The sequence below is a fragment of the Shewanella waksmanii ATCC BAA-643 genome, assembly GCF_000518805.1.
Lineage (GTDB): Bacteria > Pseudomonadota > Gammaproteobacteria > Enterobacterales > Shewanellaceae > Shewanella > Shewanella waksmanii.
Window position 1 is genome coordinate 47,194 of sequence record NZ_JAEH01000016.1, and the last position, 23,233, is coordinate 70,426.

Annotated in this window: 21 protein-coding genes; 2 read left to right on the forward strand and 19 right to left on the reverse strand. The window is 47.1% G+C overall.

Annotated elements, in window-relative coordinates; translation table 11 throughout:
- Positions 1 to 258: 258 nt before the first annotated feature.
- The 5 genes from L865_RS0109630 to L865_RS0109650 all read right to left on the reverse strand — a co-directional run bounded on the left by L865_RS0109630 (position 259) and on the right by L865_RS0109650 (position 5,518).
- The gene (locus tag L865_RS0109630; protein WP_028773039.1) at positions 259 to 2,502 is read right to left on the reverse strand and encodes a xanthine dehydrogenase family protein molybdopterin-binding subunit; all 2,244 of its coding nucleotides are present in this window, start codon (positions 2,500 to 2,502) and stop codon (positions 259 to 261) included.
- Entirely contained in the window at positions 2,499 to 2,996 is a 498-nt protein-coding gene (locus tag L865_RS23510; RefSeq protein WP_051484545.1) for a (2Fe-2S)-binding protein, read from the reverse strand. The genes L865_RS0109630 and L865_RS23510 overlap by 4 nt, the downstream gene beginning before the upstream one ends.
- A 70-nt stretch (positions 2,997 to 3,066) precedes the next feature.
- On the reverse strand, positions 3,067 to 3,687 hold the full coding sequence (locus L865_RS0109640) for a nucleotidyltransferase family protein (protein ID WP_028773040.1): 621 nt from the start codon (positions 3,685 to 3,687) through the stop codon (positions 3,067 to 3,069).
- A 13-nt stretch (positions 3,688 to 3,700) separates the two neighbouring features.
- On the reverse strand, positions 3,701 to 4,750 hold the full coding sequence (locus L865_RS0109645) for an XdhC family protein (protein ID WP_028773041.1): 1,050 nt from the start codon (positions 4,748 to 4,750) through the stop codon (positions 3,701 to 3,703).
- A gap of 123 nt (positions 4,751 to 4,873) precedes the next feature.
- On the reverse strand, positions 4,874 to 5,518 hold the full coding sequence (locus tag L865_RS0109650; RefSeq protein ID WP_028773042.1) for an MBL fold metallo-hydrolase: 645 nt from the start codon (positions 5,516 to 5,518) through the stop codon (positions 4,874 to 4,876).
- Positions 5,519 to 5,680: 162 nt separating this feature from the next.
- Between L865_RS0109650 and L865_RS0109655 the strand changes: the two genes are divergently transcribed.
- A complete protein-coding gene (locus L865_RS0109655) occupies positions 5,681 to 6,964 on the forward strand; it encodes an alpha/beta fold hydrolase (protein WP_028773043.1) in 1,284 nt (427 codons plus the stop codon).
- Here L865_RS0109655 and L865_RS24535 read toward each other — a convergent pair.
- The 3 genes from L865_RS24535 to L865_RS0109670 all read right to left on the reverse strand — a co-directional run bounded on the left by L865_RS24535 (position 6,933) and on the right by L865_RS0109670 (position 10,564).
- Positions 6,933 to 7,676, reverse strand: coding sequence for a type 1 glutamine amidotransferase (locus tag L865_RS24535; RefSeq protein WP_051484546.1), 744 nt, complete (start codon positions 7,674 to 7,676; stop codon positions 6,933 to 6,935). The two genes, L865_RS0109655 and L865_RS24535, sit on opposite strands and share 32 nt — an antisense overlap.
- Positions 7,673 to 8,407: a hypothetical protein gene (locus tag L865_RS0109665; RefSeq protein WP_028773044.1), complete on the reverse strand. Its 735-nt coding sequence runs from the start codon at positions 8,405 to 8,407 to the stop codon at positions 7,673 to 7,675. The genes L865_RS24535 and L865_RS0109665 overlap by 4 nt, the downstream gene beginning before the upstream one ends.
- A gap of 156 nt (positions 8,408 to 8,563) precedes the next feature.
- Positions 8,564 to 10,564 (reverse strand): DNA topoisomerase III, encoded by a 2,001-nt coding sequence (locus tag L865_RS0109670; protein ID WP_028773045.1) that lies wholly within the window; start codon positions 10,562 to 10,564, stop codon positions 8,564 to 8,566.
- Between the two features lie 215 nt (positions 10,565 to 10,779).
- On the opposite strand from L865_RS0109670, the gene L865_RS0109675 reads away from it, so the two are divergent.
- On the forward strand, positions 10,780 to 11,046 hold the full coding sequence (locus L865_RS0109675) for a hypothetical protein (RefSeq protein WP_028773046.1): 267 nt from the start codon (positions 10,780 to 10,782) through the stop codon (positions 11,044 to 11,046).
- Between the two features lie 90 nt (positions 11,047 to 11,136).
- Here the strand turns inward: L865_RS0109675 and purF are convergent, their stop codons facing one another.
- The 11 genes from purF to fdx form a co-directional block, all read right to left on the reverse strand.
- The gene (purF, locus tag L865_RS0109680; protein WP_028773047.1) at positions 11,137 to 12,651 is read right to left on the reverse strand and encodes an amidophosphoribosyltransferase; all 1,515 of its coding nucleotides are present in this window, start codon (positions 12,649 to 12,651) and stop codon (positions 11,137 to 11,139) included.
- 102 nt (positions 12,652 to 12,753) lie between these two features.
- Positions 12,754 to 13,242, reverse strand: a complete 489-nt coding sequence (locus L865_RS0109685; RefSeq protein ID WP_028773048.1) for a CvpA family protein — start codon at positions 13,240 to 13,242, stop codon at positions 12,754 to 12,756.
- 217 nt (positions 13,243 to 13,459) lie between these two features.
- Positions 13,460 to 14,113 (reverse strand): cell division protein DedD, encoded by a 654-nt coding sequence (gene dedD / locus L865_RS0109690; RefSeq protein ID WP_028773049.1) that lies wholly within the window; start codon positions 14,111 to 14,113, stop codon positions 13,460 to 13,462.
- Positions 14,114 to 14,124: 11 nt separating this feature from the next.
- Positions 14,125 to 15,384: a bifunctional tetrahydrofolate synthase/dihydrofolate synthase gene (gene folC, locus L865_RS0109695; protein ID WP_028773050.1), complete on the reverse strand. Its 1,260-nt coding sequence runs from the start codon at positions 15,382 to 15,384 to the stop codon at positions 14,125 to 14,127.
- Between the two features lie 54 nt (positions 15,385 to 15,438).
- Entirely contained in the window at positions 15,439 to 16,224 is a 786-nt protein-coding gene (gene truA / locus L865_RS0109700) for a tRNA pseudouridine(38-40) synthase TruA (protein WP_028773051.1), read from the reverse strand.
- 163 nt (positions 16,225 to 16,387) lie between these two features.
- Positions 16,388 to 19,501, reverse strand: coding sequence for a FimV/HubP family polar landmark protein (locus L865_RS0109705; RefSeq protein ID WP_028773052.1), 3,114 nt, complete (start codon positions 19,499 to 19,501; stop codon positions 16,388 to 16,390).
- A 192-nt stretch (positions 19,502 to 19,693) separates the two neighbouring features.
- Positions 19,694 to 20,710: an aspartate-semialdehyde dehydrogenase gene (locus tag L865_RS0109710; RefSeq protein ID WP_028773053.1), complete on the reverse strand. Its 1,017-nt coding sequence runs from the start codon at positions 20,708 to 20,710 to the stop codon at positions 19,694 to 19,696.
- A 2-nt stretch (positions 20,711 to 20,712) separates the two neighbouring features.
- On the reverse strand, positions 20,713 to 21,843 hold the full coding sequence (locus tag L865_RS0109715; RefSeq protein ID WP_028773054.1) for a 4-phosphoerythronate dehydrogenase: 1,131 nt from the start codon (positions 21,841 to 21,843) through the stop codon (positions 20,713 to 20,715).
- Between the two features lie 110 nt (positions 21,844 to 21,953).
- Positions 21,954 to 22,385, reverse strand: a complete 432-nt coding sequence (gene ndk, locus L865_RS0109720) for a nucleoside-diphosphate kinase (RefSeq protein WP_028773055.1) — start codon at positions 22,383 to 22,385, stop codon at positions 21,954 to 21,956.
- Between the two features lie 175 nt (positions 22,386 to 22,560).
- A complete protein-coding gene (gene iscX / locus L865_RS0109725; protein ID WP_028773056.1) occupies positions 22,561 to 22,761 on the reverse strand; it encodes a Fe-S cluster assembly protein IscX in 201 nt (66 codons plus the stop codon).
- Positions 22,762 to 22,891: 130 nt separating this feature from the next.
- Positions 22,892 to 23,233, reverse strand: coding sequence for an ISC system 2Fe-2S type ferredoxin (gene fdx / locus L865_RS0109730; protein ID WP_028773057.1), 342 nt, complete (start codon positions 23,231 to 23,233; stop codon positions 22,892 to 22,894).

Here is a 23,233-nt window from a genome sequence, read left to right on the forward strand (position 1 = left end):
CTCCTCTATTAATCATCTATGACTCAATGGGTAACAGCATGCCGATATACAGCAATGTTAACCCGCGATAACCCGGTAATTTACGTTGATTAGCGTAGGGTTAAACTACTCCTTTCTGTAATTAAAAAACAGTGTTCTCATAACAAAACTAACATTAATTGCTAGTTTTTTGCTCAAGAACAAGTTTTACGTGGTAATGAAAGCAAAAAAGAGGCGCAATGCCTCTTTTTAAACCCAGTAGGTTACACAGTGTACGTTCTACACTTTGAGGTGCTGATTGACGGGTAAAGTTCTAATCCGTTGTCCACTGGCAGCAAAAATAGCGTTAGTTAGACTCGCAGCAACTGGCGGTACACCCGGCTCACCCACCCCACCTGGAGCGGCATTTGAGGCGATGACTATGGTTTCAATAGCCGGACATTGCGCCATTCTTAACATTGGATAGTCATGAAAGTTAGACTGTTGCACTTTGCCTTGATTAAAACTGATCTCACCCATCATAGCTAAGCTTAAGCCAAACATAATCGCTCCCTCCGTTTGTGACTTAGCGCGATCAGGATTAACAACGGTACCGGCATCGATGGCTGAAATAGCTTGCAACACCTGCACTTTACCTGCGTCTACCTCCACTAATATTGCCGTGGCCACAAACGCTGCAAAACTGCGGTGTACCGCAAAACCCCAACCTTGATTCGCTTTGGGTTTACCATGGGCTAACATAGCCTGCTCAACCGCATCAATTACCCCATGGTAGCGGCTAATATCAACGGGATGACGGGCTAAATCTTCACCGTAATTACCATATTGGAAACCTTGCTCTTTAAATTGCTCTTGGCGTAAGGGCCCTAACAATTGCTTCCACATTTGCGGTGCACTTTGACCGGCCTTAACAGCCAATTCATCGACAAAACTGCCTATGCCAAAACCGTGCTGAATATTACAGACCGAACGCACCCAACCAATACGTGTATGCGCGGTGGCGGAAACCGCTTCACAGCGCAAACTGTCTATCGCCAGTGGCACATCAACAAAACCCAAATCTAGCTCCCAGCCCGCAGGATATTCTGCCCCTTCTTGGAATGTGGAGCCAATGCTGGGAAAACCTGTACGCTGTAAAATCGCTACCGGCTTACCTTGAGCATCGAATTTAGCCTGATAATGTTGCGCGCTAATGGCATGCAGATAACCATTTTGGATATCATCTTCGCGGGTCCAGCAGACTTTTACAGGGCGCTTGAGTTGCGCCGACAACATCGCCGCTTCGGCGCAGTAATCGGGTTTGGACTTCCGGCCAAAGCCGCCCCCAAGCAAGGTCACATGCACAGTCACTTGTTCTTCAGCTAACCCCAAGGCGGCTGCAATCACCTGCTGGGCGCGCTGTGGTGTTTGCGTTGATGCCCACACTTCACAGCCTTGTTCGGTTACATGAGCGGTAGCTGCAGGCGTTTCCATTGGCGCATGGGCAAGGTAAGGCGCAGTATACAAAGCGCTAATAGTTTGCTCACTGGGCCAGTCACTCACTTCTGGTCCCTGCTGGCGCACAACCTTAGCTGGTTTAGAGACTTTATCCACCAACGATTTTAAGTAACTGTCGCTGTCATGACTGTCATTAACACTGGCCTTCCAAGTTATTTGCAATGCCTTACGCCCTTGCATCGCACTCCAGGTATTGGTCGCAATCACCGCAACGCCGCCTAAGGGTTGAAACAACGGTGCCCCTTTAAATACAGGCATCACTATCACATCCACTACCCCGGCGACCTTGCGAGCAGCACTGTCATCTAAACTCGCAATATCGCTGCCAACAACAGGCGGATGCACAATACTGGCATGTAACATGTTATCCAGCGTAATATCGTGGCCATATTGCGCTTGGCCATTCAACATATCTTGCATATCAACAATGCGATGTGATGCACCGATATGGGTATAATCTTTGGCAGGCTTTAGCGTTAAGGTACTGACATCCGGCAGCGGCAACTGACTGGCTGCATGAGCCAAATCACCAAAGCGTGCTTGCTTACCGGAGCTGACATGCACCACCTTACCATTGTCTGTACTCACCTCAGCGACATCGACTTGCCACTTATTAGCGGCAGCTTGCTCGAGCATGGTTCGGGCAATGGCACCCATTTCGCGCATTTTGTCAAAACCATTACGAATACTGCGCGAACCATCGGTGTTTTGACTACCATAACGTTTGTCTGCAAGACCCTGAACAACAACGACTTGCTCCCAAGCGGCACCGAGTTCATCCGCCAGCACCTGTGGTATCCCAGTGCGGATACCTTGACCCATCTCTGAACGATGGCAAGTTAAATAGACTTTGTCATCATCGCCAATAGCGATAAATAGGTTCAGCCTAGATTCTTGTGATTGCGCCATCACTGCGGGGCTCCAGGTTAGACCGCTGGCGCCCAGTGCGAGCCCGCCCCCTGTTGCCCCAAACAATTTAAGCACATCACGACGGCTGAAGTTTTTTACGGCGTTAAACTGGCTCATGCTTCTACCTCCATTGAGGCGGCAGCACTGTGGCTAGCCTGATAGCCACCGGTGGTGGCTTTAATTGCAGACTTGATGCGCGTGTATGTACCACAACGGCAGATATTGCCAGACATGGCTTCATCAATCTGGGCATCAGCAGGTTTAGGATGTTTTGCCAGCAATGCGGCAGCTGACATCAATTGTCCAGCCTGACAAAAACCACATTGGGGGACATTATGTTGCGCCCAAGCTTGCTTTAGCTGCTCAAACTCTAACCCTTCAATGGTGGTTACCGCTTTATCTGCGACTTGCTTCAGGCTGGTTAAACAGGCCCGCGCGGGCTCGCCATCAACATGGATAGTACAGGCACCACATAACCCGGCACCACAGCCATACTTAGTGCCGGTTAACTGCAACATATCCCGCAACGCCCATAATAGGGGCATATTGGGGTCTGCATCGACTGTAAAGGATTGACCATTTATATTTATTTTCATGGCTTTGTTCGACATGACTTGCTCCTTGCTTGCCCTACCGCTTCATCTCTTTGGGCCAGTGAATACCAATTAACGTATTAATTTTCTACAGCTTGTTTTGCCAACTTATGAGTTGATCTTGGGTATCAATATCTATGCTTGCACGGGGCAGCGCACACGCAATTAACTGACCATCTCTATAATGCCTGCGCAGCAACTGCTTAGCGCCGATATCACCAGTAAGCCCCGCTAGATGGGCATAATCTTCAGCTAAAAAGAGTGCAGGCGCAGCTAAACGGTGTTGATAATAGGCCGCTGCTCGCCGACATCGGCTAGCGTTAAGCACAGTTAAATAGTCAGTTGCGCTCAACGCAACCTGATCGGCTAAACAGATCAGTAAATGAGTATAGTGATGCTGCTCAGCATAGCGAGCAGCACAAACAATCGAACTCGCCATACCCGATTGCCAATGTAAGTTGGACAATAAAATAAAATGCCCTTTGAGATGCGGTTTAATCTGCATCTCGTTAGCTCCAAGTACCAGCGCAAGATCCCCGTTAATCTGACTGGCCACTTGTGCTAGCGTATTGATTGAACATTGTAATAAGTTACCGCTGGCAAGCTTAGCGAGCTGCTTGGGCGCACCAAAGCGTCGACTCGCACCCGCTGCAAGAATGCAAACAAGTGTTTTTGACTCATTACGGTTAGCCAGTTGATGCTTGCTCACGCCATTACCTTAGTCATTTCATTACCCTATCAAGTGCCACTAATTGCGCGTCATGTAATACTCCATGGCACTGTGACAAAATGCTCAGGGCGATAGAGCTTGGCAGTTCACCGCCTAAAGCCAGCCCTGCGGGCGCGGAGAAAAAGCAGTCAACATCCTCATAGGCTAGCTCCGCTTTGTTTAACACACGCTCACGTCGATGTGCTGGACCTAACAACGCCAAGTAACGAATCTCGCTGTGACAAACCAAGCGCAGCGCCTGTGCATCAAGGTCAAGGTTATGGGACATCACCACCACCGCATCCAATTGGTCACAAAAACGGGCGGGCAGATCATCTATAGGGCATTTAAACAGGTTAGCACCGGCAAAGTCATGGGCACGGGCGTAACTGGTTCTTGGATCAATCACATCAACTTGCCAACCAAGTTGTAATGCCATACTCACCAGTGGCTGGGCATCAATACCTCCACCAAAAACCGCAATGCGTTTTCGTCTCGCAACTGGGGTCACTAAATAAGACTGAGAGGCAGTAAGATGGGGCTGCTGCGGTTCAGGCAATATCAGCTCGCCGGCACGATTAAAATCTGTGACCGAAAAAACCTGCTCAGCTGCAACATGATTGAACACTCGCGCCTGAAAATCAGCCGCAGGCGCGCCATGTTCCAGCAGCGGTAGCAGGTAGAAACCCTGCGCCTCAGTGGCTAACAATTTTTGTAGTGAACTTAGATTGGCGGCTTGGTTCGCGTGGGTCAGCGGGACTAACATCAAATCGACAATGCCGCCACAACCAAGTTGATAACTGGCATCGCTTTCATCACTGGCATCATATTGGCAGCGAACAATCTGTTGGCTTTGCATGGCTTGCTGGGCTTTGCGACCTAAGTCAGCTTCAAGGCAGCCGCCGCTGATCAATCCCACACTATGACCCAATGGGTGAAACAGCATCATGGCACCACTTTTTCGATAGGAAGAACCCTCGACGTGGGTGATCACAGCCAGTACCCATTCGTCTTGCGGTTTAGCAGCCCAGTGGCGAATTAAATCTTCGATGTGGTGAGACATACCTGTCCATCTAATCAACTTAAGTAGTTGGAAAACTAAGCTAACAGAGATGAATGGTGATAAGAAGCATCAATGCGTTGCAAAACGTTTCAAAACATTCGCAACGCACAGCTGAGGGGAAAACTAACCAAATAACTGATCGGCAACGAAAGGATTCTGTTCTCGTTCTTCAGCAAAGGTAGAAATAGGACCATGGCCCGGTACAAAGGTTACCTCTCTACCCAACGGCCACAAGACTTGGGTAATAGAGTTAATGAGATCGTTATGATTAGATTGTGGGAAATCGGTGCGGCCTATCGAGCCCCTAAAAATCACGTCCCCTACCCAAGCTATCTGTGCATCGGCAGAGAAAAACACAATATGGCCGGGAGTATGACCAGGGCAATGCAGCACCTGTAGCGATTGCTCGCCCACGTCGACACTGTCACCGTGATTAAGAAATTGGTGTGGAGCAAACGCGTTAACCAGCGGAAACCCGAAATGTTTACTTTGGTCGGGTAAGCTATCTAACCAAAATTCATCACTTTCATGGGGGCCAATAATCTTAGCTTGGCTACGCTGACTTAACGCGATTGCACCACCAACGTGATCAATATGACCATGGGTCAACAAGATTTTGTCTAATGTTAGGCCTAATTGCGCTAATTGCGCCTCAATTCGTTCACTGTCGCCACCGGGGTCGATGACTGCAGCTTGTTTGGTTTTTTCGCACCAAATAATGCTGCAATTTTGCTGAAACGGGGTAACAGGAACTATTTGATATTTCATTGATCACTTTCCATGACTAACTGCCTAGCACTAGATTACGCCAACTGCATCTATATCTCGAACTTCTCTTACAAAAAATTGATCTAGGATAACTAATTACAGCATAAAACTAATTATATACAATCTGAGTCTATCGACCTCTTAACCCAGTCAAGGCCTAACATGACCGCTAAACTCAAAGGTATAGTCGCTACTAAGCATCGTTTTCAATTGCCGCTAGACTATCAAAACCCCAACGGCAACAATATTGAGGTATTTGCCAGAGAGATTATCGCCACAGAACACCAAGGGCAAGCCCTACCGTATTTGGTGTTCTTTCAAGGTGGGCCAGGATTTGGTGCCGCTCGTCCTGTGGAAAACAGCGGCTGGATAAAGCGAGCCCTAAAGGAGTATCGCGTACTATTGCTAGACCAACGTGGCACGGGTTTGTCGACACCAGTTAATCACTTGTCATTAGCACACCTTAATTCAACAGAGCAAGCACAGTATCTCAGTCATTTTCGGGCCGACAACATTATCCGTGATGCAGAAGCCATACGCGCCCAACTTAGCCCCGAGCAAAAGTGGAGTATTCTCGGCCAGAGCTTTGGCGGTTTTTGCGTTTTAAAATACGTTAATGATGCCCCACAAGGTATTGAAGAGGCGTTCATCACCGGTGGCATTCCGTCACTGACTCGTACTGCCGATGAAGTCTATCAGGCGACCTACCAGCGAGTTCTAAATAAAAACCATGAGTTCTTTAATCGCTTTGATGATGCCCAGCAACTCGTCAAAGCACTCGCCAACTACATCCAACGCCATGACGTACGGATCGCCACGGGTGAGCGTCTAACGGTAGAGATGTTACAGCTACTTGGGATAAACATCGGCATGGAGCAAGGCCCAGAGTCAGTCTATTACCTGCTTGAACAAGCCTTGATAGACACGGATAAAGGGGTGACTTTAAATCCGTTATTTCTAGCGCATTTTTGTCAGTTGCTCGATTACAATACCAACCCTATTTTTGCGTTATTGCATGAAAGTATTTATTGCCAACAGTCAGCGTCAAACTGGGCAGCACACCGGGTAAGAAAGCAATATCAACAGTTCGAGTATGGGGCAGATAAACCTTTCTATTTTACTGGGGAAATGGTTTACCCTTGGTTCTTCGAGCAATTCACCCAACTCAAGCCATTAAAACAAGCAGCACACCTATTGGCAGAGAAACAAGACTGGGCTAAGTTGTATGACTTATCAGCTTTAGCCACCAACACAGTCCCTATTGCCGCAGCTATCTACAGCAATGATATGTTTGTCGAAATGCAATACAGCTTAGAAACGACCAAGCAGGTAAATAACTTAAGCTATTGGCTCACCTCAGAATATGAACACAATGGCATTCGCATGGATGGTGAGCATATTCTCGACAAGCTGATTAGTTTAAATCGAGGTCAACAACTGCGCTAAAGATACCATCGAGTAACTGCGATAATCCGACGTCCAGTACATAGTGATGATAATCACGACTGGGCTGGAGATTATCGCCAGTGTTATCACAGTGAAATGGGCATTGTGTACCAAATTCAGTCGCTAACGTTTTCAACTCGGCATCACGCCATTCGAGATGAAATTGAACCCCCACCGCCCGCTGATAAGCAAACATTTGTACCTTAGCTTGCGCCGAGGTCATTAGCACTGGCACATGTGCGGGCAGCACTATCTGCTTGTAGTGCCACTGAGGCACAGCGATAGCGGCAAAAGGCTGGGGCAATAGACGCTTAACTAACGGATGCTGTTGGCCATGGTTTGTCGCGCTGACATCACACCATCCAAGCTCTGGCATTGGCATATCAACCACCTGCCCATCAATAGCATGGGCGAGTAACTGCGCGCCCAAGCAGATACTCAGCAAGGGTAAATCCAGCGCTAACGCTTGGCGGATCAATCGCAATTCCTCCGCCATCCAACTGGGCATGTCAGCCACATCCATTGGGCCACCTAGCACAATAACGCCTTGATAGTCTTGCAATGTAGACGGCAAATCCTGCGGGGCAAAATAACAGTCGTATTCAATGCCATGGGTTTGACACCAATCGCCAATTCGACCGACACCTTCGGCGTGATGATGCTGCAAAACCGCCATACGCGGTTTTGCAGATTTAAGGTTTACCGACTTCATTGCAGCTCATCACTCTCAACATAAATGACCGATATCTCACCGCTAAGATCATCAGCTAAGAACTGCTCGCTCAGTGTATCCATCGTGGCGGTATTAGCCGGCGTTACATCCACACTATGACACTTTGCAGGCAAAGGGCTGGCGCTACTAATGCGCAGCAGATGGTCGGTCTCAGGGCGCTGTGCCAATCGCTTGTAGAGGTATTGCTCCTGAGTAGAGTGATTTAAATTGAGCAAGCAATAGGTGGCCTGCTTGGGAGTTTGCGTGGCCTGGCCCATATCCAGTAAGGCAAACAGCAGCAACTTATCTATTACTAATGCTTGTTGCTGATACTTGGTTACGCCTCCTCGCTCAAAATGTCCCTCCACAATATCCACAATCAAGCGCACTGATGTCGCACTAGCCTCGGTGCTGAGAGTCATTAAATCAAAGGGCTGCGGCACTATGGTCCAAATGGGCGTAACTTGGTTAGGATTAGGCTGCAATGCTTGCTTTATCGCCTTGTCGACCTTGGCATCAACAAAGTGAAATTGAAATAAAACCTGGGCATTGTGGGGTACATGATACATAGGTAAATGCGATGCAATCAGACCCTGTTGGCCGCCAAACATCAACATGCCATGCAAGCCCATGTGGGTAGGTTTGGCCAACGCTGGCGCGCTCTGGCCGATTGTTAGGCATGGCAGTAACAAACATAGGTAAACAACGTGCTTAAGGGGTTTCGGTAACATCAAAAATTAGCTCCACTGTGTATTAAACAAGTGGGGCCGTCCCCGATGAAAAGTTGCTCTGTTAGGTCAACAAAGCAAATGAGGTCGTCCTCATGAACACAATGTTAACCTTATGTAGCGGCCTTGCCAAGTTCTGAGCAACCAATTTCACCGACTTTAACTGGCTTTTCGACTACCTTTAGGTTGACGCTGAGTTGCGGATTTTGCGGTTGTTGACGACTTTTTCGTGGTAGTGCGCTTTTTACTATAACGGCGTTGATTGGCTCGAGCAGGCGCTTTAACTCCCTGTAGCGCAGTGGGCAGTTGGGCGCCAGCTTGAGTGATCAACTGCTGGAGAGTGTCCACCAATGGCGTCATAAAACTTTGATATTTCGACTCTTTACGACAAATAGCGTCGAGATGACTTTCCCATAGCGCGGTCATATCTGGGGTGGTTGCACTGCTAGGTAAACTGTCTATTAGCCCCATGCCGACCGCGGTAGCCACAATCGTTTTGCCTTTACGTTCGATAAATTGGCGCTTAAACAGCAATTCAATTATCCCGGCACGCGTTGCTTCTGTTCCGAGGCCATCGGTCTCTTTAAGAATTTTGCGGATTTCAGGATCGGTAACATAGCGGCCTATTCCCGTCATGGCGCTGAGCAAGGTGGCATCGGTGAACGCTTTCGGAGGCTGAGTCTGTTTTTCTAGTAATTGTGCTTGGCCTGAGTGCAGCGACTGACCGACCGTCAGTGCGGGTAAGGATTGCAGGTTTTCTTGTTCTTTATCAGAGTCAGCTTCACGGTTTGACTGTTTTTGTGGCCAGAGTACTTTCCATCCAAGTGATTGTTCCTGTTTGGCTTTAGTGCGAAACAAGCCTTTAGCTATTTCAATCTCTACTTGGGTTTCATGATATCGATAAGCGGCATAAAACTGCGCCAAATACTGGCGTGCCACTTGTAAATAAAGCTGGCGCTCGGCTTGACTAAGCTTGGCTAAGTCAGCGACCTTTTCGGTGGGAATGATGGCGTGGTGTGCATCGACCTTAGTGTCGTTCCACGCTTTAGATTTGATACTCGGATCGGGCTGCGGTTGACCTTCAACCAGTTCATTGGCGCCAGTTAATATGGCACGAATAACATTGGGCGCCAGCGCAAATTGATCTTTGGGCAAATAACGACTGTCCGAACGAGGATAAGTCAGCAGTTTGTGTTTTTCGTATAGCGCTTGGCACGTATCAAGCACCTGCTTAGCACTCATACCAAAGCGCTTACTAGCATCAATTTGTAATGAAGATAAATTATAGGGCAAAGGCGCGGCTTGCCGCTTATCCTTGCTTTGTAAATCGACGACAGTGGCGGGCTGTTGGCTGATCCGAGCAACGACATTTTCTGCAAGCCGCCGCGCTAATACTCTGCCGTCTTCATCCATATAGGGGCGGCACGCTTCACTGGGCTGCCACTTTGCGGTAAAGGCATCATTATCTTGGGTGCTTAGGTGGGCTAATACTTCATAAAAAGGCCGGCTGACAAAGCTGGCAATCTCTTTGTCGCGCCTGACCACTAATCCAAGTAAGGGGGTTTGCACCCGGCCAACGGAAAGCACACCTTGATAACCCACTTTTCGCCCTTGTAAGGTATACGCTCGGGTCATATTCATGCCATAGAGCCAATCTGCTCGCGCTCTGGCTAATGCTGAAGTCGACAGCGGTACAAAGTCTTTGTTGGGCCGCAGTTGACCTAAGGCCCGCTTAACGGCTTGCGGATTAAGATCGCTAATTAGCAGTCGCTGTGCTTGCTGAAGTTTTTGCCCTTTTACGCCAAGATGAGCAATGACCTCATCAACCAACAACTGCCCTTCTCTATCGGGGTCGCCAGCGTTAACAATTTGACTGGCTTGCTTAACCAATTTTCTTAATACCGACAGTTGCCCACGTGTCTTAGTTTTTGGCCGCATTTTCCATTCGCTAGGCACAATCGGCAGATGTTCAAACTTCCACGACTTATACGCAGCGTCATAACTATCGGGTTCTGCTTGCTCAAGTAGATGGCCAATACACCATGAGACACAATCACCATTAGCTGCGGTGATAAAGCCATCGCCTTTTTTGTGTGGTTTAGGCAGCACGTCGGCAATGGCTCGCCCTAAGCTTGGCTTCTCGGCAATATATAGAATCATCGATTATTACTAACACTGTATAAATTAACAGTAACTGTATCGCAAATTAATTGAGTCCGCAATCTCAGTGAACGCCGCGAGCGTCGGCAATAACGCTAAATGGCCATGGTTTAAATAGCGATACTAAAATATTTATCTTCCTACAATGTAAATTCAATTGAGAATGATTATCATTTAAGTAATATGATTGGTAAATATTTCACTGGCTGACAATTATGCTTACCACATTACCCACTTCACATTATCGCTTAGACCATATTTTGCTGTATCACTTTTTATTGCTTACCGCGATATCACTGCTGATTTTGCCGCTGTTTGAGCATGACAACACATTGGTGTTGATGTTATTGGTGAGCTTGCAGATAGTGCTTACCTGCATCAATACCCTGATTTCTGTCAGTTTCGGCCAACGCATCGAGCGCATAGCGCTTAGCGTCTTGTTTGCACTGTGGATGACAGTTTGGCTGGTGCATCTCAATTAAAACCCAATCTTGTCACTGTGACTGCACCAATACCAGCCATAAAAAAACCGACCCTAAGGTCGGTTTTTTTTGGCTAACGCAGATACAACCCTAAGGGTGACATACGTTGTGCAGCTCTAAGTTGGTACCGATGTCTTTGCTACGATTAGCTTTAGCATCGTCGTTACGAAGCTGGGTTAGATGGTCTAAGTAAGCTTGGTCAACATCATTAGTAATGTAGTTACCATCAAAAACAGACGTTTCAAACTGCTTAATATCTGGGTTTTCTTGACGTACTGCTTCAGCCAAGTCACTGATGTCTTGGAAAATCATACCGTCAGCGCCAATCAGCTTACTGATTTCATCCACGTCGCGGCCATGGGCAATCAACTCGCTTGTGGTTGGCATATCAATACCATAAACATTAGGGAAACGGATCTCAGGAGCGGCAGAGGCAAAGTACACTTTCTTCGCGCCAGCTTCACGAGCCATCTCAATAATCTGCTCAGATGTAGTTCCACGTACGACTGAATCATCCACCAGTAACACATTCTTACCTTTGAACTCAGCGTTGATAGCATTAAGCTTGCGGCGTACAGACTTCTTACGCTCTTGCTGACCTGGCATGATAAAAGTACGGCCAATATAGCGGTTTTTAACAAAGCCTTGGCGATACGGCAGATCCAAATTACGAGCAATTTCTAACGCGATATCACATGAAGTTTCCGGAATTGGAATGACCACATCAATATCATGATCGTCCCACTCTTTCTTGATTTTCTCGCCTAAACGGGTGCCCATGTTCACTCGACTGCCATAAACAGAGACATTATCAATGGTCGAGTCTGGGCGCGCAAAATAGACATACTCAAAGATACAAGGTGCATAGCTTGGAGATTGCGCGCATTGACGGGTATAAAGCTGACCATCTAATGAGATATAAACCGCTTCACCTGGGGCCACATCACGCATGGTTTCAAAACCTACTGCGTCAAGCGCTACGCTCTCAGAGGCTACCATATACTCAGTACCGTGCTCGGTTTCATGCTTACCCAGTACAAGAGGACGAATACCAAATGGGTCTCTAAAGGCCACTAAACCTTGACCAATTATCAGCGCTGCTACCGCGTAAGCACCGCGAGTTAAGTTATGCACATTGGCGACAGCGTCAAATACTTCATCCGCCGTGAGCTGTTGGCTATCTGTGTGCTGTAGTTCATCGGCAAGCAGATTAAGCAGGACTTCAGAATCAGAAGTGGTATTAACATGGCGGCGCTGCTGAACAAGACGTTCATGCAATGCCACGGTATTGGTTAGGTTACCGTTGTGCGCAAGTGAAATACCAAAAGGAGAGTTAACATAAAAAGGCTGCGCTTCTGATGCACTAGAGCTGCCTGCTGTAGGGTAACGTACATGACCGATACCCGCATTACCTTGTAGGCGCTGCATATGCTTAGGCTCAAATACGTCTTTTACCAGACCATTGGCTTTACGCAGTCTAAACGCACTACCATCTACGGTGACAATACCCGCTGCATCCTGTCCACGATGCTGTAATACAGTTAGTGCATCATAAATAGGTTGATTAACCGAACTGCGGCCAACTATTCCGACAATACCACACATGGGTAGGATTCCTCATTGTAAGATGTTCTGATAATTATAATATTCAAATCGTTCTTTGGTCGGCACTCACTAGCCGTGCCGAGGCAGGTAATCTGCCCTGTTTTATAATTTGGGTACAAAGCTTGAGGTGTTTTCTACATAGTCAAAAAACCACTGTATGACCACACCGAACTCAGGCACTAATACGGAGCTCTCCCACCAATCGGTACTAGGAGCGCCAGTAAAAGCATCTAAGAAAAATAATATTGCACTGACAATCAATGCGCCTCTTAAGGCGCCAAAGCACAAGCCTAAAACACGGTCTGTACCGCTAAGGCCGGTTTTATCCACTAACTGACCAATCAGATAGTTAACCAGTGCGCCTAAAATGAGCGTCGCGACAAAAAGAATCGTAATTGCCACACCATTCCTAAGTAACTCATCTTGCATTTGAGTTAGATAGACGGCAAGGTCTTCATAAAATTGACTCGCAATGAAAAAAGCCGCAAACCAAACCACGAGCGACATGGCTTCTTTGGCAAATCCACGGAGAAGACTAATTAAAGTCGACAATCCGATAACAGCGATAATGGCGTAATCGATCCAAACCATTGAAATTGATGATCCAGCATGACATTAAGACGGCGCGATCTTACCAGAGACGGAGCAGATTCTCACCCCCTAGCGACAGATAAATTGATCGCTGTCTGCTGGTTTAATTTTGCAGCGTCAGCTAAATAAGTCTATATAAAACAAAGCCGCAATAGGTTTATTTCGGCTTATTTTAAAGTGTTTCACTTAAAGGCTTTAGTGTTCTGTATACGAAACGCTATTTTTCGGTTGGGTTGTAAGCGATCACCCGTCCTTTTAGCTTAGTGACTTGCTCGACCTGCTTCTGCACTTTTTCGAGTTTAACCCGCGAAAGGTCTGGACCAACAAACACTTTTGTCAGCTGACCATCAACCGGTTTTTCTGGAATAGTGTAAGCAGTAAAACCTTTGCCTCTAAGCTGCTTAACCAACGCTTTTACATTATTGGCATTGTTAAAACTACCTAGCTGTATGGTATAGGCAGAGGCTTTGGCTACCGTAGCTTTAGGCTGAACCGGCTTTGGCTCTGCGGTTTTGGGCGCAGTTTGCGTCGCAGGCTTGGCATTATCCGTCTGCGCTTTTGGCTTAGCACTGCTTGCCTCAGCGGTTTGCGGCTCGTCGTCAGTTACTATCTGCCACTGACCCGCTTCGTCCGTTGCGAGTTCTCCACTGGCTTGTGCGGGGCTTTGTTGGGATTGTTGCTGCGCCAACTCAATTGTTTCAAACTCACTTTGCGGTAAAGGCTCTACATCAACCACTGGGCGCAATGGAATTTCGGCAAACTGCTCTTCTTGATGTTGCTTTTTGCCATCTAAGATATCGGGTAAAAATATCACCCCTAGGGCGACTAATACGATGATACCCACTAGGCGATTCTGAAACTGACTAGACAATGCAATACCCTTTAGCTCTGTATAAATTCATTTTTCAACGCTTTAAACTCAGCCACAGTGTAAAATGAGCCAAAAATAATTACCACATCATCTTTGCTTAAGCGGTGAATTAAATGCTGCCACGCCAGTGCAATACTGGCGTATGTGTGACTTTGACTGCTAGTGGGTAAGTTATTTTGTAAGTCGTTAGCCGCGGCGCTGCGAGGGCAATCTAAATCGACCAAATGCCACTCATCAACCACATCCGACATTATGCTCAACACACTACTGCAATCTTTATCTTTAAGCATACCGCAAATCGCAATCACCTTTTTAGGTTGATACGCTGCCATTTTCTTTGCAAGATAGCGCGCCGCATGGGGATTATGCGCCACATCTAACAGCACTGTAGGCTCAGCGCTCACTTGCTCAAAACGACCTGTAAGCTTAGCTTGTTGCAGCCCTTGGGCTATCGCTGTCGCTGGCATATCTGGCCATAACTGCTCAATCACCGCCAGCGCGGTTGCAGCATTAGCAAGCGGTAGACTTGGTTTAGGCAGCGCCGTTAGATTGCTAACCATGCCAGTAAAGCACCAGCTATCATGCTGCTCTTGATAACTAAACTGTTTACCGACCGCAATCAATTTTGCTCGAATTTGCTCACTGTATTGCACAATCGATGTGGGCATATCAGCCTCGCCAACAATAGCGCACTTATTGGTTCTGAACACACCAGCTTTTTCTCGGCCAACCAATTCTCGGGTGTCGCCCAGGTATTCTTGATGATCTAAATCGATACTGGTGATCACGGCGACATCTGCATCAATGATGTTGGTGGCATCGAGCCGTCCACCTAAACCCACTTCAAGTAAAACCACATCCAATTGTGCGGCTTTAAACAGATATAAGCCTGCTAAGGTGGCATATTCAAAAAAGGTCAACGAAATATCACCACGAGCGCTATCAATCGCACAAAATGCATCAACTAAATCTTGATCATTAGCATCTTGGCCATCAATGCGTACCCGCTCGTTGTAGCGCAACATATGCGGAGAGCTATACACACCGACGCGGATTTGCTGTTGACGCAGTATACTCTCAAGCATGGCGCAGGTGCTGCCTTTGCCATTAGTACCTGCGACCGTTATGACCTTAGTCTCACCAAGGTCAACAACACCTAACTGGCGAGCAACTTGTTTGACCCGAGTTAGGCCCATGTCGATTTCAGTTGGATGTAATTCAAGCAGATACGCTAGCCACTCATCTAGGCTAGTCTGTTGCGATAATTTCATTAACTCATTCTCGCCTTGGTATTAGTATATGTTTGTACAAGCTGGCGCTATATCTCAATCCAACATGAACAGCGGCCCAAGGGCCAACTTCGGTAGTTGATGCTGTTCTGGGTAAGTGACATCGACCAAATAGAGTCCGTTAGGTTTCGCTGTTGCAGCGGCCTGGTTGCGATCTTTTAATGCCAAGAGCTCAGCTATCCAGCCCACTTGTTGGCGACCGTAGCCAACTTCTAATAAAGAACCAACAATATTTCTGACCATATGATGCAAAAAAGCATTGGCTTTAATATCAACACAAATATACATGCCTTGGCGAGTCACGTTGACCTCATGAACACATCTAAATGGCGTATTGGATTGGCATTGAATGGCGCGAAAACTGGTAAAGTCTTGTTCACCTAGCAAAGATTGCGCTGCCTGATGCATAAGAGTTTCATCAATCTCACCAGGGTAATGACTCACTCCGGCACGCAAAATACCAGGACGTAACTGGTGATTGCAAATCATGTAGCGATAACGTCGCGCAGTGGCGGTAAAGCGAGCGTGAAACTCATCATCCACCTCTTTGGCCCAACGCACCGCGATATTATCGGGTAAGTTAACGTTTACGCCTAATGTCCAGGCACTGAGCTTACGAATAGCGTTAGTTTCAAAATGAACCACTTGCCCTGTTGCATGCACTCCGGCATCTGTGCGGCCTGCACATTGCACCGCAATAGGTTCATTGGCGACAAAGGACAGCGCTTGCTCCAATTGCTGTTGAACAGAATCGACCTCGGCTTGGCGTTGCCAGCCAAAGTAGGCGCTTCCATCATATTCAATGCCTAATGCAACCCGCATGTGATTTTCCTATAGTGTATGAACAGCCCAATGAGAGCAGAGTAAATAGGCGGCGGATTTTAGCATAACCACCTTAGTTCGACATCTGCAATTACGCCTAATGCCGTGTTTGTTGCATAAAAAAACGGCGCTAATGCGCCGTTTAATGAGTTAGTGTGTTGCGTTAACCAAGATCATCAATTAACTTGGCCGCTTCTTCTTTTTGGCGCTCGTTGCCGTCCAGTTCAACTTCTTTCAACAAGGCTTTGGCACTGTCATTATCGTCAATCTCAATATAAGCGCGGGCTAAATCTAACTTAGCATTGACTGAGTTTTCTTCATCATCAACGTCAACCATTGACGCGTTACCCATTAAATCGTCTATTTCGCCCATATCGACATCAAGCTCTTTGTATTGGTCAACCTCAACAGTTTCCTCGTCCGCGTCGTTAAGTAGCTTATCGATATCAATGAAGCCATTATCGTTCTGGAAAGAGGTGAGATCGTGCTCAGAAATCGCTTGTTCAGGCGCATCACTACCGGCTTCTAAAGCCGCTAATGCCTCGTCGACCGTTAATTTATCATCATCTAAATTCAGTGCAGTGATATCTGTATCATCTGCCGATGCCAGATCATCCGCTCCTGTCTGCTTGCTATTGGAGAAGGATTCGAAATCAAGACCCGCATCACCATCCCAATCAAGACTATTGTCGCTGGATGATTTACCGCCTTTTAAGTCATCAAATATGCCTGGCTCTGCTGCAGTGTTTTGCGGATCAACAGATTCTAAATCTGCTAATAACGCATCTAAAGCAGGATCTGCTGAGTCATTGCTGAGGTCATTATCTGCGGCGGCTTCAGCACTTGGTTTGGCTAAATCAGCAAAATTGACCTCAGTAGTGTCATCTTCTTGCTCAGATTCTTCAATCTCTAGCGCATCGGCATCAATATCAAACTCAGCCAGCAAGTCATCAAGTTCAGTATCATCATTGGCTAATTCACCATCAAGCTCTGCCGCGATGGCATCACCAACTTCTTTATCTAGCTCCGGCGCTGGCGGTGTTTCGGCCGCGGGTTTATCGAACTCTGCCAACAGCTCATCAAGCTCTGCGTCACTGTCTGCTGGAATATCTTGCGGCAAGTCTTGAGGTAAATCTTCTTCAAGCTCGGCAGCGATGGCACTGGTTAAGTCTTCACCGTCGCTCTCTACTGCTACATCGTCATTATCAGTAGTTACTACTTGGGCTTCTGCCTCTGGCGTGTCAGCATCAAACTCAGCAAGTAAGCTGTCGATATCATCAGCACCTTGCTCGCTGTCATCGTCTATTTGCGCCGCTTCGCTTGGCTCATCGCTGGCAGGTTCGTCAAACTCAGCTAGCAGGTTATCGATATCATCTGTACTTTGCTCGCTCTCCTCCGCTTGCGCCACTTCGCTTGGTGCATCGTTGGCAGGTTCGTCAAACTCAGCTAGCAGGTTATCAATATCATCAGCGCTTTGCTCGCTCTCATCCGCTTGCGCCACTTCGCTTGGCTCATCACTGGCAGGTTCGTCAAACTCAGCTAACAGGTTATCGATATCATCTGCACTTTGCTCGCTCTCATCCGCTTGCGCCACTTCGCTTGGCGCATCACTGGCAGGTTCGTCAAACTCCGCTAGCAGGTTATCGATATCATCTGCACTTTGCTCAGTCTCATCCGCTTGTACCGCTTCACTTGGCGCATCACTTTCTGGTTCATCAAACTCGGCGAGCAAACTATCAAGATCCTGCTCGGATTGCGCATCAGATTCAGCCAATAAATCGTCAGCGGGATCTTTGGCTAACTCATCGGCAGGTGCGCCGGCTTCTGGCGCATCAAACTCGGCGAGTAAGGCATCTAAATCTTCAGATTGGGCAGCTTCATCACTAGATTCGGTCTGCGGGAACTCGGTATCAAACTCAGCTAAATCTGTTTCATCCGTTGCGGCAATGGTTTCACTGCTACTTGGGGTATCTAAGTCGGCTAAAAGCGCATCTAAATCATCTTCTTCGGCGGCGGTGTCCGCTGGCGTTTCATCTTCCTCTTGCTCACCCATCGCTTCAGCCCATAAGTCATCTAGCGATTGGCCTTCATCATTTTCTTCTTCAGCAGCGGTATCTCCACTGTCGACAAACATCTCTTCAGCCATATCAACTTGGCTGTCAGCATCCACCATATCGGCTTCAGGCTGCAACATATTGTCGTCAACGTTCATTAACGAGTCTATCGACTCCTCCTCTTCGGTATCTAGGTGCACCGCCATATCAGAGTCATCGGTCGCCTCACTGTCGCTGGCTAATGCGGCTTCAGGAGCTGCATCGGACTGAGTTTCAGTGTCAGCACTGGTCGATTCGCTACTGTCTTGCTCTTCGGTTGACTCGGCCTTATCTTTGCGCTTCTTAAGCATAAACCAGATTAAAAACAGCAACAGTAGTCCAGGAACTAACGCCCCTAAAATTAGATACAGTGGATTACTCATTACCGTGCGCCACAGGTTCTCTGGCTCTTTCACCGCTTGGGCCTGCAGTTTATCTAGCTGTTGTTGCAAGGCTTGATTTTCTGTCACCAAAGACGCTTGTTGCTCTTTTTGTAACTGCAGCGCCTCTTCAAGCTCTTCTATTCTCACGCCCTGCTGTTCAATCTGATCCTTTAGGGCTTGGGTATCGGCACCGCCCACATCAAGTTGATCTTGTGCTCTGGCCAGCTCATCAGTCAGTTGCAGGTTTTTTTGCTGCTCCTGCTCTAACTGCTGAGTCACTTCAGCTAACTCACTGCTGTTATCAACCACTTCTGGCAATTGGGCAGGTACGGCCGCCGTGGGCGTGCTTGGGGTTGTTACACTTGGTGTCGCCGCTGGTGCTGCCGGCTTAGGATTGGATTGAGCTGCTTGCCAGCCTTTATCATCTCGCTCAGCACGCTTTTTAGCTAAAGATGCGGGTATTTGCAGCATCACCTCTTTAGAAGGAATGAGCAAAATCATGCCACGTTCTAAACTGTTGTAATTGTCGCTAGAAAAAGCATGGGGGTTGGCGTCGTATATCGCCGCCATTACCTGATAAATACTTACCGAGCTGTCAGGGCGTGTTTTTTGCGCGATGCTCCAGAAAGTATCGGATGAGCGCGTAGGACCATATTGACTGGAAGATTGACGTACTTGACCATCAGGGCCTGTGATCTTAAGGGGCTCTGCGGCAATAGCTGAACCGACCGGAGAATTAGTAGCAAAAACAAGGAGACCAGCGGCCATCAGGCCAACAAGATACGTCGTGCGAAAGTTCATCCATTCTTCCCTTTCTAGCGCGTTTGCACAAATTATGACGGCAAAGCTTTAGGCAATTGTATTTATTGAGATTACTATAAACCAGAATTGAATACCCTGCTACTATTCGCAAATCAAAAACGAACGATAGCAACAAAAAAGCCTGCATAGTGCAGGCTTTTCAATCAATTTAGCGTTTAAATCGGTGAATATTTAGTAATAGTCACGGATTAACACTTCGGCGATCTGAACGCTATTTAGCGCCGCGCCCTTACGAATATTATCCGATACGACCCATAAGTTAATGCCATACTCGTGGGAGATATCTTTGCGTACTCGACCCACATAAACAGGATCTGTACCGGCAGATTCTGTCACTGCGGTTGGATACTCTTCATCAGACTCAAATAACTCAATGCCTTGGGCACCACGTAACACGGCTTTGACATCTTCTGCATCAACGGGTTGACGAGTTTCCAAGTGAACCGCTTCAGAGTGGCCATAAAACACCGGGACACGTACCGCCGTTGGGTTAACTACAATGCTATCGTCGCCAAAGATTTTTTGCGTTTCCCACACCATTTTCATCTCTTCTTTGGTGTAGCCATTGTCCATAAATTTATCGATTTGCGGTAATACATTAAACGCAATTTGCTTTGGGTATGCCTTTGGCTCAACAGGCTGACCTTGGAGTAACTTGGCACACTGACCTGCTAGCTCTTCAATGGCTTGCTTACCTGAGCCAGACACAGACTGGTAGGTAGCAACGTTAATACGACTAATTCCATAAGCATCGTAAATAGGCTTCAGTGCCACTAACATTTGAATGGTTGAACAGTTAGGATTAGCAATGATATTGCGGTTACGGAAATCAGCAATCGCTTCAGGGTTAACTTCAGGCACGACCAATGGAATGTCGATATCATAGCGATAATGTGAGGTGTTATCGATAACCACACAGCCATGCTCTGCGGCTATAGGTGCCCATTTCGCAGACACATCTCCTCCAGCTGAGAAAAAGCCAATTTGTGCTTGTGACCAGTCAAATTTATCCACGTCAAGAATTTCTACCTGTTTACCATGGAACGTTACCGTATCACCGGCGCTACGGCTGCTGGCTAAAGGATACAAATTTGCTACCGGGAAATTGCGCTCTTCAAGGATCTCAATCATTGTTTGACCCACTGCGCCCGATGCACCTAATACGACTACGTTATATTCTTGCGACATAATTACCGACTGACTCCTGAAAAACCTAATTTGAGCATCCAATCTACATCAGAACCGCCGCTATTGGCTACCCTTAAGGCACTAAATTCACGCCTGTGCTTGTGATTTTTTCTCATAAGGTCAAACCCATTGTTATTTAGAAACCTTTCTCTAAATAATCTGTCGTCATCACGCAGGTCATAAACGAACCTTAGCAGGGTTAATAGGGCCTTTTCATTGGGGATGTCAGCTAGCTGAAGTTGCTCAACCCAAAGCGCTGGTAACAACTGATGCAGTGCGGTTGTTGGCGCTTGGCCTAACTGCTTTAATAAGGCGCAATACAGCATGTATGTGCCTTTTGCTTTGCCCTCAACACTGTAACCCGCAATATGCGGCGTCGCGATATCCACTAACGGCACTAATTCAGGCATGGGTTGCGGCTCCCCTTCCCACACATCAAGTACCAGTCTTAAGTCAGAGCGATGTTGCTTTACTTGAATTAGCGCTTGATTGTCTATTACCTCACCACGGCAGCAGTTGAGTAACCAAGTATCCGGTTTGAGCTGATTCAGCCGCTTCTCATCAAACAGGTACCAAGTGGGATGCTCACCCGTTTTGGTAATTGGTACATGCAATGAAATCACATCGCAGCGTTCAATTAGCGTCTCTAATGATACAAATTGACGACTGTCTCCGCTTTGTGCCAATAACGGGTCGCACAATAGGGTCTCTACACCGTAAGCTTGTAAACATCGAGCCACGGCCGTTCCAGTATTACCTGCCCCCACGATACCAACACGCTTGCCTTTTAGGCTTGATTCTGTGCGCTGGGCAAGCTCTAACATCGCAATAAAAGCGTATTCTCCCACTGCAGTGGCATTGCAACCTGGGGCATTGGTATACGCAAGCTGCCTGTGCTGCAAATAACGCTCGTCGAGATGATCCAAACCTATGGTTGCGGTGCCAACAAAAGTGAGTTTGTTGGCACTTTCAAGCAATGCTTGATTAACTTGAGTCACTGAGCGTACTAATAGCACGTCAACATCAACTAACTGCTGCGCAGTTAAATGTCGACCATCTACTTTAGTTACTTGCCCTAGCTGGCCAAAAAGCTCATCAACATAGGGCATATTTTCATCAGCAACAATTTTCATAAATACGGTTCTCAAGTTATTCAGCTAGCGGGGGACGCCCTATTAAATACAAATTTTAGCTACAAAAAAAGAGCCACTTGGGCTCTTTTTTATTTTGCCTAAACTCGAAATTAACGAGTACGTGGGCAAAGTTCTTCGTTGCTGAAGAAGTATGCGATTTCACGCTCTGCAGAAGCAACTGCATCTGAACCGTGAACTGCATTTTCGTCGATGCTGTCAGCGAAATCGCTACGGATAGTACCGCGAGCAGCTTCAGCTGGGTTAGTAGCGCCCATGATTTCACGGTTAGCTAGTACAGCGTTTTCGCCTTCTAGTACTTGAACACAGATAGGACCAGAAGTCATAAATGCAACTAGTGCACCAAAGAAAGGACGCTCGCTGTGCTCAGCGTAGAAACCTTCAGCTTGTTCTTTGCTTAGGTGAACCATTTTAGAAGCGATGATTTTCAGGCCAGCAGTTTCAAAACGGTTATAGATTGCACCAATGTGGTTTTTAGCAACTGCATCGGGCTTAATGATAGAAAAAGTACGTTCGATAGCCATGACAAGCTTCCTTTAAGTAAACAGGTTTTATAAATTCGCGCGGATTATACGAAATAAAAACGCAAAATCCTACCTTTATAACTCGGCTTATGTGACTTAATACCAGATTCGCGACCGTGGTTCTGGGCATTGGCACGATTTAGCAGCAAACTTGACCTATTTGAAACTGGCTTCGTTAATCAGACTCTTCTATCCATGCCTGCTGTATAGCTTCTAAAATACGCTCATTACAGTGGTTCGGGTCATCATCAAACTCCGCTAGGGCAAGCACCCATTGCTGTAAGTCGGTAAACCTTAACTGCCGCGGATCTTGTTGTGGGTAAATCTCGATGAGGCTCAATGCAATCTCAAGCGTATCAATCCACTTTAAACTCATACCTGCTCCTTACTTTGTGCTCAGCGATACACATACTGAGTATAGAAGGTTGCTACCGACTTAATTGCCTAGGCATAAAAAAGGCCAGCGTTTAAGCTGACCTTCAACATATGAGAGCAAAACAGGCTAATTAGTGTTCGCCTTCGCTCACCATATTAATGGTGTACTTAGGAATATCGACCACTAAGTCGCTATCAGGTACGCGAGATTGGCAAGATAAGCGACTTTCAGGCTCAAGTCCCCACGCTTTATCTAACATATCATCTTCAAGTTCATCACTTTCTTCAAGCTCATCAAAGCCTTCACGAATGACAACATGGCATGTGGTACAAGCACAAGACTTTTCGCAAGCATGTTCGATATGAATGCCGTTTCTTAGGGCCACATCTAACACTGTTTCGCCCTGTTCGGCTTCTACTACCGCCCCATCTGGACACAGATCATCATGGGGTAAAAATACGATTTGCGGCAT

Bases quoted from the DNA above. Each gene is read 5' to 3' on its own strand.
- L865_RS0109685 (WP_028773048.1), bottom strand. From the start codon at position 13,242: ATGGTTTGGATCGATTACGCCATTATCGCTGTTATCGGATTGTCGACT.
- L865_RS0109675 (WP_028773046.1), top strand. From the start codon at position 10,780: ATGCTTACCACATTACCCACTTCACATTATCGCTTAGACCATATTTTG.
- iscX (WP_028773056.1), bottom strand. From the start codon at position 22,761: ATGAGTTTAAAGTGGATTGATACGCTTGAGATTGCATTGAGCCTCATC.
- folC (WP_028773050.1), bottom strand. From the start codon at position 15,384: ATGAAATTATCGCAACAGACTAGCCTAGATGAGTGGCTAGCGTATCTG.
- ndk (WP_028773055.1), bottom strand. From the start codon at position 22,385: ATGGCTATCGAACGTACTTTTTCTATCATTAAGCCCGATGCAGTTGCT.
- L865_RS24535 (WP_051484546.1), bottom strand. From the start codon at position 7,676: ATGAAGTCGGTAAACCTTAAATCTGCAAAACCGCGTATGGCGGTTTTG.
- L865_RS0109710 (WP_028773053.1), bottom strand. From the start codon at position 20,710: ATGTCGCAAGAATATAACGTAGTCGTATTAGGTGCATCGGGCGCAGTG.
- L865_RS0109630 (WP_028773039.1), bottom strand. From the start codon at position 2,502: ATGAGCCAGTTTAACGCCGTAAAAAACTTCAGCCGTCGTGATGTGCTT.
- L865_RS0109715 (WP_028773054.1), bottom strand. From the start codon at position 21,843: ATGAAAATTGTTGCTGATGAAAATATGCCCTATGTTGATGAGCTTTTT.
- L865_RS23510 (WP_051484545.1), bottom strand. From the start codon at position 2,996: ATGTCGAACAAAGCCATGAAAATAAATATAAATGGTCAATCCTTTACA.
- purF (WP_028773047.1), bottom strand. From the start codon at position 12,651: ATGTGTGGTATTGTCGGAATAGTTGGCCGCAGTTCGGTTAATCAACCT.
- L865_RS0109655 (WP_028773043.1), top strand. From the start codon at position 5,681: ATGACCGCTAAACTCAAAGGTATAGTCGCTACTAAGCATCGTTTTCAA.
- truA (WP_028773051.1), bottom strand. From the start codon at position 16,224: ATGCGGGTTGCATTAGGCATTGAATATGATGGAAGCGCCTACTTTGGC.
- L865_RS0109650 (WP_028773042.1), bottom strand. From the start codon at position 5,518: ATGAAATATCAAATAGTTCCTGTTACCCCGTTTCAGCAAAATTGCAGC.
- L865_RS0109665 (WP_028773044.1), bottom strand. From the start codon at position 8,407: ATGTTACCGAAACCCCTTAAGCACGTTGTTTACCTATGTTTGTTACTG.
- L865_RS0109645 (WP_028773041.1), bottom strand. From the start codon at position 4,750: ATGTCTCACCACATCGAAGATTTAATTCGCCACTGGGCTGCTAAACCG.
- fdx (WP_028773057.1), bottom strand. From the start codon at position 23,233: ATGCCGCAAATCGTATTTTTACCCCATGATGATCTGTGTCCAGATGGG.
- L865_RS0109705 (WP_028773052.1), bottom strand. From the start codon at position 19,501: ATGAACTTTCGCACGACGTATCTTGTTGGCCTGATGGCCGCTGGTCTC.
- L865_RS0109670 (WP_028773045.1), bottom strand. From the start codon at position 10,564: ATGATTCTATATATTGCCGAGAAGCCAAGCTTAGGGCGAGCCATTGCC.